Origin of the sequence: Acetomicrobium thermoterrenum DSM 13490, from assembly GCF_900107215.1 — a bacterium.
Taxonomy (GTDB): domain Bacteria; phylum Synergistota; class Synergistia; order Synergistales; family Acetomicrobiaceae; genus Acetomicrobium; species Acetomicrobium thermoterrenum.
In genome coordinates, this window is the sequence record NZ_FNPD01000001.1 from 251,038 (window position 1) to 264,156 (window position 13,119).

The window sequence follows — 13,119 nt, forward strand, 5'->3', positions numbered from 1 at the left end:
ATATCGATCATGACTCAAGTGCAAAAGAACATAACAGATGTTTTAGAGAAAGATATTAGACCGGCTCTGGTGTCTCACGGAGGGGACATAGAATTCGTAGGCTACAATGAAACCGAAAAGAAGGTCATGGTACGGCTCACGGGGGCTTGTGGAGGATGCCCCTTTGCCAGAGAGACTTTGAGATTTCAGGTTGAGAACGTCTTGAAAGATCGCCTTCCGGACATCGTGGCGTCCGTAGAAAACGTTCAATAAGATATAGGGAGGGAATTCAATCATCGTTGATGAGTTCTTTGAGTTCTAAAGATGAGGCTATCAATCGTGAAGGATCCAGGCCCGAAATCCTCGTGGTGGCGGACGAAAAGGTTCTGGAGAAAATTTTGGGCCAAAGAGACGAGAATATAAGGGCCGTGGAGGAGAGGTTTCCTGTTCGCATAACGGTGAGGGGAGACGAAATTCAAGTTCACGGTCCGGATATCGAAGTCGTCAAGCAGGTCGTAAAGTTCCTCGAACAGCTGGTGGAGGTCGCAGAAAAGGGTTACAGGCTTACTCCTGCCGAGGTCAAGTATGGGATGAACGTCATGACCGAAGGGGGAAAAGTTGACCTCCTTTCCATTTACGAGGAGATAATATATTTAACTTCGCGAGGAAAACCAGTGAGACCTCGCACAGCCGGGCAAAAAAAATACATAGAAGCGATCAAGCGTAACGATGTGGTTTTCGTTATAGGCCCCGCTGGTACGGGAAAAACATATCTTGCGGTGGCTATGGCGGTAGCTGCCCTTAAGGCTTCTGCCATAAGCAGGATAGTCTTGGTGAGGCCTGTGGTGGAGGCGGGAGAAAGGTTGGGTTTTTTGCCGGGAGACGTAAAAGAAAAAGTCGAGCCCTATTTGCGTCCGCTTTACGATGCCTTTTTCGACTTGCTCTCTCCGGAGCGATTTATGAAATATCTGGAAAAAAATGTGATAGAATTGGCACCATTGGCGTACATGCGCGGTAGAACTCTAAACGACAGCTTCATAATTTTGGATGAAGCGCAAAATACTACACCTGAGCAGATGAAAATGTTTCTCACGAGAATGGGCTTTGGCTCGAAGGTCGTAGTAACTGGAGATATAACGCAAATCGACTTACCTCCTGGGAAAGAGTCGGGTCTCAAGGTGGTGCAAAATGTCTTGGAGAAAGTTGCCGGGATAGAGTTCGTTTGGCTTACAAATTACGATGTCGTACGTCACGATATGGTGCAAAGGATAGTTGAGGCATATGAAGTTTACGAGAAGAAAAGAGGGAACGATCAACAGTTATCCTAAAAAGGTAGCTGTTGCGTTAACTCGAGATTCGTCACGTTTAGAATGGTTTTTACGCCTAATCGTAATTACTGTTGCTGGGATATTGCTCTTTTGGGGATGGAAGCTGGATGTGGCCAGCAAGGGCTTCAAGGTAGGCTCTCCATCCCCAAGGGATTATTATGTCCTATCTGATGTCGTTTATGTGGACGAAGCTGTCACCGAGCAGTTAAGGGAAGACCAGGCTTCAAGGGTTCTGGGGGTAATCGTCCATGACGTCTCTCTTCTTCCCATTGTAAAGACCGTACTTGAAGAGATAGACAAGTCCTCTACGTTGCTTTATTTTCCGAAGGGGCTGGCAGATATATTGAGCACCATGCCTGCTCAGAAGCGAGAGGGGATCTTAAGCATTACCCGTGATCTGGGACTTCGTCTCATCGTCTTTAATGACAATATCAATGACGGTAATGATCTCAAGCTAGATCTTTGGAGGTATTTATCGGATACCGATTTATCCATAGCAGATCAGAACATAGTCTATCAAATACTTAGCTATCTCCTTGAACTGGCGGTGAAGGTAGACGCAGAGGCGACTTCTCTAGTTCGGGAGTTTTATCGGTCAGGCATCGATCCGATAGAGAGGTTGCTTCAACCCGGAGCGTTGTTAGTCAGAAAAGGAGATGTCATAACTCCAGAAATTGCCGAGATTCTAAAATCTCAAGGGTATTTGGAGGAGCATTTCCCCTGGATGCAGTTTCTCCTGTCGCTTTTTATCGTCTTTCTTTGGACTTTCTTGCACAGGTATACGGAGCTTCGGGAATGGAGGGAGACCTCGGCCAGAAAGATGACTTATTTCGTCTCCCTCCTGCTTTTCGCTTGGATATTGCAGTTTGGTATGGCAAGAGTAAATCACTTTTGCAGCGGGCTTGGCATTTTGCCTATCGTAGGGTTAAGCTACATGACAATGCCTTTTATAAGTGCGATGTATCTGGGTTTAAGCGGTGGATTACTGGGCGTAATGCTGAGTTCTTCTAACAGTTTTACTTACTTGTATGCCATGTTACCCGTAGTGCTGATCACCGTGTTAGCGCATGCCTTGTTCAAAGATAAGCCGACAACGCGGGGAAAGGCCCTTTTAAGGATTCTCATGGTTGGCCTTGGAGCCATGGCCTTATGGTTTGTGTTCATGGGAGTCTTCTACAATGTCCCCACGGCCAAAGAAGCCTTGATTATACTGATAGCGATTTTTCTTTTGAGCGGAGCCTTCCTATTGTTGTTGCCCCTTTTCGAAGGCATATTTGATGTCGTATCTCCCATTAGGTTGATGGAATTGACCCATCCCAGCAACCCCTTGCTCAAAAGATTGCAAATTGAGGCTCCGGGTACGTATCATCATGTCATGACGGTGAGTACATTGGCGGAAGCGGCAGCTGAGAGGATAGGGGCAAACGCTCTCCTGGTCAGAGGCGGGGCATACTATCACGATATAGGGAAGCTTAAAAGACCTCAGTACTTCATAGAAAATCAAATAGAGGGAGAAAATGTCCACGACACCTTGTCTCCTTCTATTTCTGCCTTGGTTATACTCTCTCATGTTCAAGATGGGGTTAATCTCGCCAAGGAGTATGGGTTGCCCAGCGCAATGATAGACTTTATCACCGAACATCACGGCACGACCTGTTTGTCCTATTTTTATAATAGGGCAAAGGAAAGAGAGGAATATGTTGAGAGAGATCAGTACTGTTATCCAGGTCCTAAGCCACGCTCGAAGGAAACTGCCTTGCTTATGCTGGCAGACTCGACTGAAGCGGCAGTCCGTGCTTTGGGTTCCTCGGTTCTGAACGTTCCTGCTTTGAACGATGCTATACGACAGGTAATAGAGGTCAAAAAAAGGGAAGGGCAGCTTGACGAGGTGAACTTGACGATGAGAGATCTTAACGACATACAGCAGGCCTTTGTCAAGACGTTGATGTCAATGTATCATACTAGACAAATTAAAGAAAGAAAATAGTGGAGGAGGGGCAGGGTTGAACATCAATTTAGACGTCAACGATGAAGATTTGCGAGACTTTGAAATTACCGATAAAATGCTAGAAGAATTCAAGGGGCTGTCTGATAAAATTATAAGCCAAGAACTGAGGACCTCAAGTCTTGACCCTCATGTATCAATAGAGATATCTTTGACTCTTCTTGGGCCGGAAAGGATGCAAGAATTGAACAAAAGGCATCGAGGTATAGACGAACCGACGGATGTCCTGTCTTTCCCTTTGTGGGAAGAAGAGGGAACCTTTTGCATGCCGGAAGAAATCGCAGGCGAGGTGTCCTTGGGGGATATCATCGTATGTCCCTGTGTAGTTGCGGAAAATGCCCGTGTTTTGGGAAAAAACCCCGAGGAAGAACTTAAGTTGATCTATGTGCACGGGTTGCTGCATCTGTTGGGGTATGATCATGCTAAGCCGGAAGAAGAGGCTATAATGTGGAGAAAACAAGAGGAATATTTAATAACAAAAGGGGAGGGCGATATTTAAGGTGGATACCGACCTGCCTAGTAGTATCTATTTGTTGGTCTTTTGTTTAGTGCTGTCGGGAATTTTTTCGGCTTCGGAGACGTCGATTACCGCGACAGGCAGAGGTAAGCTGCTTGCCATAAGGGAAAAGAGGCCTGCCGGAAGAGCCAGGGCAATATCTTGGTTAATCGAAGATATTCATCGCGCTCTAACGGTTACGCTGATAGGCAACAATTTGGTGAATATTGCTGCTAGCGCCGTTGCCACCTCGATCGCCGTATATTTTTTCGGCGATAAGGGCTTGCCCATTGCCATTCTTCTAATGACATTCATTATTCTGATATTCGGCGAAATATTGCCGAAGACTCTCGCCATTACCCATGCGGAAAAGGCTGTCGTTTTTTTCCTGCCCTTTCTCAGGTTTGTTTGGTTGATACTTTCCCCTTTAGTCTGGCTAGTAACATTCATAACTAAAATTCTTGGGAAGATGGTTCATCTCGATCTGTCTTTGCAACGAGCGTTTATAACCAGAGAAGACATTGAAGAAATGCTCAAGATAGGCGAGGAATCGGGGGCTATTGAGGACGACGAAAGGAGAATGATAAAGGGCATCATATCCTTTGAGGATACGAGGGCATATCAGGTCATGGTCCCCAGGATGGACATGGTTGCCATACCCGATACGACTACGGTAGGAGGTTCTATCGAGACCTTTCGCCAGTACGGACATTCCCGAGTCCCAGTATACGAAGGAGATATCGATCATATAAAGGGCATACTGTATGTAAAGGATATCATCATGCCCTTATATAACGGAAACTACGACGATGCCGTGATCAATTATATTCGAGAAGCTCTTTTTGTTCCCGAGAGCATCAAGATTAGCGATCTCTTCGACATCATGAGGAGCAAGAGAGTTCATATGGCCATACTGGTCGACGAGTACGGCGGCACTGCCGGGCTGATAACCATGGAGGACTTGTTGGAAGAAATCGTAGGTGAGATACAGGACGAATATGATACAGAGGTTCCTCCCATTTATAAAGAATCCGAGGGCATATATATTGTGGATGGGTTGGTGAATTTGGAGGACCTGAGCGAATATCTGGACTACCCCTTCGAATGCGAAGACGCCGACAGCGTGGCCGGTTTTGTGTTAAGTCACTTCGGAAGGTTTCCTGTCCCAAGGGAGTCCTTTATTTACGGAGAATGGAACATCGAGGTTATGGAGGTCGACCAACATAGGGTTAAAAGACTCAGGTTCAGTAAAGTTCATATCCCCTCCAATGAGTCGGAGAGGGATGAATACCAAGAAGATAGAGATGCTTAAATTTTATCGAGTGGGCATCGTTTGATTGGCAATCATGAGACAGGGTTTCTATAAGTTGACGGGAGTCGTCCTGAAAAGACATGAGACGAACGAGGGTGACATTAGGTTATACAACCTTTTTAGAGATTATGGCCCCCAGTGGATCTTAGCTCCCGGAGCTGCTCGGGGTAGGAGACGTTTTGGTGGAGCTACAGAACCTTTGATTTGGGGTCATTTCGGTTGTTACAAAAGCCCTAAACAGCTCTATTTGCGGGACATAGAGGTCAAGGAAGATCATTGGAAGATCAGGTCAAATCCCGATAAGCTGGAGAGGGCCATGGTTTGGACCAATCTTCTGACAAAGTACTTGCTGCCACTACAACCTTGCAATGAAGTAATGGCTATTTTTTACGATTCTCTCTGTCTCTTGGAAAGGGATATTGACGAGAGTATGATAGAATGGCGTTTCCTTTATAGATGGATGAAAAGATGGGGATTGGCACCGGAGCTCATCAGGTGCGCTTCTTGTGGAAAAGAAGTCACGACTGCCTATTGGGACGGAGATGTCGTTTTCTGTGAGGAATGTCGCTCTAATACTGACGAGTTGATCATTCCCAAAGAGGAGTTGCGTGAAATGGTTTTTGCCTTCACCCTTCCTCGCGAAAGTCTGGTCAGATGGATTCAACGGGTAGAGCTAAGGGCCAATTACGTGGTTTATAATAGGAAGCTCAGGGATATATTGAGGTTGAGTTTGGCATAAAGTTATCTTTAGAACTTTCAATTTTTAATAGGGATGGGAGGAATCTGATGTGAACCTCCAAGAGGTCATCTTTAGATTGGAGCGATTTTGGGCTTCACAAGGTTGCATTATTCAGCAACCCTATGATATCGAAGTTGGGGCCGGCACGATGAACCCCGCAACTACTTTGAGAGTTTTGGGTCCCGAGCCCTGGAGAGTTGCCTACGTGGAACCCTGCAGAAGGCCTACTGATGGTCGTTACGGCGAAAACCCAAACAGGTTGCAGCACTATTACCAGTATCAAGTAATAATTCAACCTGCCCCTGAAGACATACAGGAGATATATCTTAATAGCTTGGAGGCGCTTGGTATCGACCCCGCGGAACACGATATTAGATTTGTCGAGGATGATTGGGAATCCCCCACCATTGGAGCATGGGGATTAGGTTGGGAAGTTTGGCTCGATGGTATGGAGATCACGCAATTTACATATTTTCAACAAGTTGGCGGAATAGATATGGACATCGTTCCCGCTGAGATCACTTACGGAATTGAGCGTATAGCCATGTTCGTTCAAAAAGTCGACAGCTTGTTCGATTTGCGCTGGGTTGACGAAATTACCTATGGAGACATACATCATAGAGGGGAAGTCGAGCATTCAATATACAACTTCGACGAAGCCGATGTAGATATGCTTTTTAAGTTATTCAATATGTATGAAGCCGAAGCGAAACGTCTAATAGAAAAAGGATTGGTACTTCCGGCTTACGACTACGTTTTAAAATGTTCTCATACATTTAATCTGTTGGATGCAAGAAATGCAATAAGCATCACTCAGAGAACCGGCTTTATCAGCAGAGTAAGGGCTATCGCTTCTTTGTGTTGCCAGGGGTATTTCGAACAACGCAAAGCTGCAGGTTATCCGCTTATGAAGAAGTTTGCGCGCGTTAATTCTTAATTAGTCGGGAGGATCGGGAGATGAATGCGAGAAATTTACTCTTTGAGATTGGCACAGAAGAAATTCCGGCCCGATTTATGCCCTGGGCACTAGAGGAGATCAAAAAGATAGCTGACGATGAGTTTCAAAAGGAACGTTTGAGCTATGATGTTATGGAAAGCTTCGGAACTCCGCGGAGGATTACTTTACTCTTAAGAGGACTTGCGGAGAAGCAGGAAGACCTGATCGAAGAAATCAAAGGTCCTCTGTGGAGTCAAGCCTTTGATGATTACAACAACCCCACAAGGGCAGCTATAGGTTTTGCCAAAAGCAGAGGGGTACCCGTTGAATCCCTAAAGAGGCAAGAGATTAACGGCCAGTTTTACGCTTTTGCAGTTATAAGACAGGAAGGCAGGGAAACCCTTTCGATCTTACCTTCGCTGCTTGAAAGATTGGTCAGGAGGTTGGTATTTCCCAAAAACATGTATTGGATGGATCCGGGGTTCAAATTTGTAAGACCTATACGCTGGCTTTTGTGTCTTTACGGAGAAGAGACAGTTCCTGTTAAGTTGGGTAATTTAGTTGGCAAAAATTTAAGCCGTGGTCACAGGTTTTTAGGCTCGAGCAACGTCGAGATAAACTCCGCCGACGAGTATCTTGAGAAGCTTTACGATAATTACGTAATCGTAGATCATGCTAAGAGGAAGGAGAAGATCCTCTCCGGAATAAGAGCCATAGAAAGGGAAAACCATGTCAAAGCTATGCTCCCTCCCGATTTGGTAGATGAGAACGTATTCCTCGTTGAGTATCCCTTCCCCTTTATGGGAACATTTGAAGAAAGATTTTTGTCGCTTCCCGAGGAAGTCCTTATTACTGTTATGATTCATCACCAAAAATATTTTCCTCTAAAAGACGACTCGGGGAAATTACAACCCGCCTTCGTCGGAGTGAGCAATAATATGGCTACCGACATGGACGTTGTAAAGGAAGGAAACGAAAGGGTTCTCCGGGCAAGGCTTTCCGATGCTGTCTTTTTCTATAACGAGGACCTGAAAAAACCGTTGGCGGCAAGGGTTAACGAACTGCAAAACATAGTTTACCATGAATCTCTTGGTACATTGTTGGATAAGGTCGTTAGGGTTAAGGATATAGCGCTTCATTTATGCAAGGAGTTAGGCTATGGTAAGGAAGTGGCCGATTTGGTGGAGAGAGCTGCTTTCCTTTCTAAGGCGGATTTGGTGACAAATATGGTCTACGAATTCCCCGAACTTAGGGGTGTGATCGGCAGGGAGTATGCCAAAGCAAACGGTGAACACGAAAGAGTGGCCCGTGCCCTGCACGAGCAATACCTCCCTGCCTTCGTGGGAGATGCCTTGCCAAAGGATGTAATTGGTGCGATCGTCGGCATAGCCGACAGGATCGACAACATTGTATCTTGCGGCAAAATGGACTTGCTTCCAACAGGATCTCAAGATCCATATGCCTTGAGAAGGACCGCTAGGTGTTTAAACGAATTGATAATTGGCCTAGAAATGGACGTAGACTTAGGAAGCCTTGTCGAGAAAGCTGCCGTTATACTGAAATGCGAGGAGAATATTAGGCAAAAGGTTATGGATTTTTTAAAGCAAAGGCTATATGTGCAGCTTAGAGAAAAAGGTTTTTCCCACGACGTGGCAACGCTTTCCCTTGCTGTAATAGGACAGAGACCCTTGCAGGCCTTGAAGCTTGCCGAAAAGCTGGAATCGGTAAGAAATGAGGAGTGGTTCCAACGTCTTGCTACCGCTGCCGTTAGGGTAAGAAATATTTTGGCAAAGGCCTCCGGTCTTGACACCGGCAAGGGCAATATTGATGAAAGTTATTTTCAAAGCGAGGTCGAGAAGGAGTTATATCATAAAATCAGCGCGATAACTCCGGTTTTGCGGGATGCTTTGAAAAGCTTTGATTGGGATAGGATCATTAGCTCGCTCTTGGAGTTAGAGCCTATTATATCGAGGTTTTTCGAGGAAGTGCTGGTGATGGCCGATGACCCCCTTATCAGAATGAACAGACTTTCTTTGCTTGCGGAATGCGACGCTTTATTCCGCTTGATCGGCGATCTCGGGACTATAAGAGAATAAATCGGGTGAGACTAATATGAGTGTAAAAATTTTCATAGTGTCTGATTTTACCGGCGAGACAGCTGAGCATGTGGCTAAGGCGGCAACGAGTCAGTTCAACGGAAAAGATAGCGAGATGGTGCGTTTCAGATATGTGAACAATCAGGATCGCCTTATGGAAATAATAAGAAGGGCTCAAGGGGAGAATGCCCTGATCATAGCCACATTAGTCGATCATCAGTTGCGAAATCTGCTGGCAAAGGAGGCGAAAATCCACCATATAGATTTTATAGACGTCCTTGGCCCCATTCTTGGGACATTGGAAAAGAAAATAGGGACGCCGCCAAGGGAAACTCCCGGTCTAATGAGGAGGATGGACGAAGAATATTTCAGAAGAGTGAAGGCCATCGAGTTTGCCATTAAATGCGACGATGGCAAAAGCCCCGAGCTCCTTAAGGATGCAGATATAGTCCTTGTCGGGGTTTCAAGAAGCGGGAAAACGCCCTTGGCAATGTATTTGGCCCATAAGGGCTTAATGGTCGCCAACATGCCCTTGGTTCCCGAAAGCCCTCCCCCCGGCGAGCTCTACGAGGTTGAAGGGGAGAAAATAATAGGGTTGACCATCGATCCTGCAAAGTTAAGGAGAATTAGAGTAGAGAGGTTGAGAGTTCTTGGGTTGGATCCCGGCGTGTCTATGTACGCCAGACAGGAACGAATAGAAGAAGAGCTCGGTTACGCAAAGAAAATAATGGAAGAGTTAAAGGCGAAGACCTTCGATGTAACCAACAAGGCTGTCGAGGAAACGGCTCAAGAAATTATGGATTATCTAAATCTATGAGGTGTTAGAGATTTGACTCCAAGAGAAGTTTGGGAAGCGACGGAAAGGCAGATATTAGCCCCCTACGCTTCCAAAAGTTCCGAATCCAGAGGGAGAAGCGTTCCGGAATCGCCCTGTCCAATAAGGACGTGCTATCAAAGGGACAGAGATCGAATCATCCATTGTAAGGCCTTCAGGAGGTTGAAATATAAAACACAAGTCCTGCTGCTTCCTGAAGGTGATCATTACAGGACTCGATTGACCCATACCCTGGAGGTTGCTCAGATCGCTAGGACGATTTCCAGGGCTTTGCGATTAAACGAGGACTTAACGGAAGCAGTAGCTCTGGGTCATGACCTCGGGCATACGCCATTTGGTCATATGGGAGAAGAGGCGTTGGACGTGTTGGCGCGGGAAAATGGGTTAAAGGGATTTCACCATGCCAGGCAAAGCCTGAGGATTGTTGAAATTTTGGAGAGAGAGGGCAGGGGGCTAAATCTCACTTGGGAAGTCAGGGAAGGGATATTGCAGCATAGCAAGGGGCAAATAGATGTACATAAGGGTTTGGAGCTGTCAACCCCGTCGACTCTGGAAGCCTGGGTTGTCAGAGTGAGCGATTCTATCGCTTATTTGAATCACGATCTGGATGATGCTCTAAGGGCTCGCTTGATTGCCCTGGAAGAAGTTCCAAGGGACGTGATCCGTATATTAGGCGTTGGCCATAGCCAACGGATTGGAACCTTGGTCACCGACGTTATTCAAAATAGCGGCGAAAGGGGCGTTTATTTTAGCGACACTGCCCTGGAAGCAATGGAATTGCTCAGGACGTTTCTCTTCAATCGGGTATATTCCGGGCCTCAAGCCGAGAAGGAAAGGCCCAAGGTAAGGTACGTTTTAAGCACTATATTTGACTATATTATGTCGAATATTCAAATTTTGGATTCCATGGAGTTTACCGACGTGGAGGCAAACAAAACAACACGTGTCATGGATTTCATTTCAGGCATGACCGACAGATATGCCCTGGCTTTCTTTGAAGCTATAGCGGTGCCCACGCCTTGGCCTCTCGATATTAATCTACCAACCCATACTCCTTGAGCAATTCCTGATATCGTTTTTCGATATCTTCCGGAGTAGGTTCGTGGGGTACCTTCTTGGTTACCTCAGAGGGAGGTTCGCCCTTTGGTTCCACTATTTGAGGCTTGGGAATCTCCGAAGGGAACGGGAAGGACTCCCTTTTCGAAGCTGGCTCATCAGTTCTCGGGAAAGATGCGTAGACAGGCGATTTCATCCCATATTCCGCAAGCAACAGGTCATCTCCGGATATAAGATAAAGCTTTGGTTCGTTAGGATCGTAGGCTTCTAGAAACATACTGCTATAATCTCCGTGATAAGGACAGTTTCTTGTAGGTATTTGATCGACGGGAAGCAAAATCGTTGCTCCCTTTGGGCAGCCCGGACTTACAGGATATCCAGTGTCACGACATATTTCCACCTGTAAAACCTTTTCGCCTATTATCCCCGCAAGGGAGAAATGTCTTTGCAGATCGGCAATCTTTACGGCTTGGGACATAAAATCCTTCCATACGGGGGCAGCTACGCGACCTCCGGTATTACCGTAACCAAGAGTTTTATGGTCGTCATGTCCGGCATATACGACGCATACCAGACCGGGGACGCCTCCTGCAAACCATGCGTCATGCCACTCATTAGTAGTTCCCGTCTTTCCAAAAACTTCGTAGTCGGGAATTTTGGCTGATCTTCCGGTTCCGTTGTTTACCACGTCTATCAAAAGGGATCGAAGGGAAACAGCTATTGAGGGGTCTATGGCACTTACTAGGTTTGGGCCATTTGACTCCAGGGTTTTTCCCCTGAAATCGACCACTCTTTTGATCGAGAAGGGTTCTATTCGATATCCGCCATTAGCGAAAACACTGTATGCCGTTGCTAGTTCCATTGGCGTCACGCTGGCTGACCCAAGAGCTATCGACAGGTCATAAGGCAGATAGGGGCTTCCTATGCCCATCTTTCTTGCCGTTTCGATAATTTCGTTTATACCTATCAATTGGGCAACGCGAACGGCTACCGTGTTGTAAGAATAGGTCAGCGCGTCAAGCAAGGTACACTCTCCGCTATATTTGTCTCCATAATTAGTTGGTTGCCAACCATTTGGAAAGGATAAGGGGGCGTCAAGAGCTCGATCTACAGGTCGGATGCCCTTGCTGAGGGCAGCTGTATATACGATGGGTTTAAACGCCGACCCCGGCTCTCTGTAAGCTTGGACGGCCCTGTTGAATTTACTTTTGTCGAAGTCCTTGCCTCCAACCATAGCGAGAATCTCGCCGGTATTTGGATCAATTGCCACAAGGGCCCCTTCGCTTTTGAGTTTAGATACGGCGCTTTGAGCAGCCTTTTGAAGCTCTAGGTCGAGTGTTGTGTAAATTTTCAAACCGCCTTGATATACAATTTCCGGTCCATATTTTGGGAGCAGATGATTGAATAGTACATAAGAAACGAAATATGGAGCTGGATTTTCGTTTAACGTAGGTTGCCTTTTTTTGGTGAAAGACAGTTCCGTTTCAAGAGCCCTCTCGACATCCTCCGAGGCAATTAATCCCAATTCTTCCATTCTCCTAAGTACGTAAGACTGTCTTACTTTTGCTCTATCGGGGTGCCTTAAAGGGGTGTAGTATTCCGGTCCAGGAAGCAAACCGGCTAACATGGCTGCCTCGGGTAACGTCAAAGTCAAAGGGTCCTTTCCGAAGTAGTTATAGGAAGCGGCGTATATGCCGTAGGTTCCGTGTCCCCAATATACAGTATTGAGGTACATCTCAAGGATCTGGTCCTTAGAGTAAAGCCTTTCCATTCTGTAGGCCAATATGACTTCCTTCATTTTTCGCTCCAATGTCTTCTCTCTGGAAAGAAATAAATTCCTTGCAAGTTGTTGGGTGATGGTACTACCTCCCTGAAATGTCCCTCTTTTTGTCAAATTTACCCACGCAGCCCTAATAATTCCTTTTATATCTATTCCTCTGTGATCGTAGAAATTATCGTCTTCTGCAGCTAGAACGGCCTTTATCAACCAGGGAGATATCTTCTCCAACGACACCCAGGTCCTGTTTTCCTTAAATAACCTGGCAATCTCCTTTCCGTTTCTGTCATATATCACTGTGGACAGGCTCGGATCGAAGGCGATAAGCTCTTCTGATGAAGGTAAATCGAAGGACAGCTTCAAAGCCCACCCGGCGCCGACAATAAAGAGGATGGAAAACAGAAATAGCAGACCGTATATTACGATGAGGGCAAATCGACCCTTTCTCGCATCCTTGCCGGTTTTTTTCATTTAATCAAACCTCCTGAGCACCTCTTCCTCATAACAGAAGTGATTATAACATGTTTGATATTATGGGGTTAACGGGAAGGTCCGCGAG

Annotated in this window: 11 protein-coding genes; 10 read left to right on the top strand and 1 reads right to left on the bottom strand. The window is 46.1% G+C overall.

The features are described 5' to 3' along the window. Nucleotides 1–9 precede the first annotated feature (9 nt). The 10 genes from BLU12_RS01335 to BLU12_RS01380 are packed head-to-tail and all read left to right on the top strand — an operon-like array spanning nt 10 to nt 10,786. Complete coding sequence (locus BLU12_RS01335; RefSeq protein ID WP_234945354.1) at nt 10–252, top strand: NifU family protein; 243 nt, start codon at nt 10–12, stop codon at nt 250–252. A gap of 29 nt (nt 253–281) precedes the next feature. Further along, the gene (locus BLU12_RS01340; protein ID WP_091459998.1) at nt 282–1,307 is read left to right on the top strand and encodes a PhoH family protein; all 1,026 of its coding nucleotides are present in this window, start codon (nt 282–284) and stop codon (nt 1,305–1,307) included. Next, nucleotides 1,261–3,294: an HD family phosphohydrolase gene (locus BLU12_RS01345; protein ID WP_091459999.1), complete on the top strand. Its 2,034-nt coding sequence runs from the start codon at nt 1,261–1,263 to the stop codon at nt 3,292–3,294. Before BLU12_RS01340 ends, BLU12_RS01345 begins: the two co-directional genes overlap by 47 nt. 16 nt (nt 3,295–3,310) lie before the next feature. Further along, a complete protein-coding gene (gene ybeY, locus BLU12_RS01350; protein ID WP_091460001.1) occupies nt 3,311–3,811 on the top strand; it encodes an rRNA maturation RNase YbeY in 501 nt (166 codons plus the stop codon). A gap of 1 nt (nt 3,812) precedes the next feature. After that, nucleotides 3,813–5,120 carry a hemolysin family protein gene (locus BLU12_RS01355; protein ID WP_091460003.1) on the top strand — a complete coding sequence of 436 codons (1,308 nt, stop codon included), beginning with the start codon at nt 3,813–3,815 and terminating at the stop codon, nt 5,118–5,120. Nucleotides 5,121–5,154: 34 nt separating this feature from the next. Beyond that, complete coding sequence (gene recO / locus BLU12_RS01360) at nt 5,155–5,859, top strand: DNA repair protein RecO (RefSeq protein ID WP_091460081.1); 705 nt, start codon at nt 5,155–5,157, stop codon at nt 5,857–5,859. Nucleotides 5,860–5,908: 49 nt separating this feature from the next. Continuing rightward, nucleotides 5,909–6,796, top strand: a complete 888-nt coding sequence (gene glyQ / locus BLU12_RS01365; protein WP_091460004.1) for a glycine--tRNA ligase subunit alpha — start codon at nt 5,909–5,911, stop codon at nt 6,794–6,796. A 20-nt stretch (nt 6,797–6,816) separates the two neighbouring features. After that, the gene (glyS, locus tag BLU12_RS01370) at nt 6,817–8,892 is read left to right on the top strand and encodes a glycine--tRNA ligase subunit beta (protein WP_091460006.1); all 2,076 of its coding nucleotides are present in this window, start codon (nt 6,817–6,819) and stop codon (nt 8,890–8,892) included. 16 nt (nt 8,893–8,908) lie between these two features. Next, entirely contained in the window at nt 8,909–9,709 is an 801-nt protein-coding gene (locus BLU12_RS01375; RefSeq protein ID WP_091460007.1) for a pyruvate, water dikinase regulatory protein, read from the top strand. Between the two features lie 12 nt (nt 9,710–9,721). Beyond that, nucleotides 9,722–10,786 carry a deoxyguanosinetriphosphate triphosphohydrolase gene (locus BLU12_RS01380; RefSeq protein WP_091460009.1) on the top strand — a complete coding sequence of 355 codons (1,065 nt, stop codon included), beginning with the start codon at nt 9,722–9,724 and terminating at the stop codon, nt 10,784–10,786. Here the strand turns inward: BLU12_RS01380 and BLU12_RS01385 are convergent. Further along, nucleotides 10,761–13,031: a transglycosylase domain-containing protein gene (locus BLU12_RS01385; protein ID WP_091460010.1), complete on the bottom strand. Its 2,271-nt coding sequence runs from the start codon at nt 13,029–13,031 to the stop codon at nt 10,761–10,763. The genes BLU12_RS01380 and BLU12_RS01385 overlap by 26 nt on opposite strands. Nucleotides 13,032–13,119: the final 88 nt, after the last annotated feature.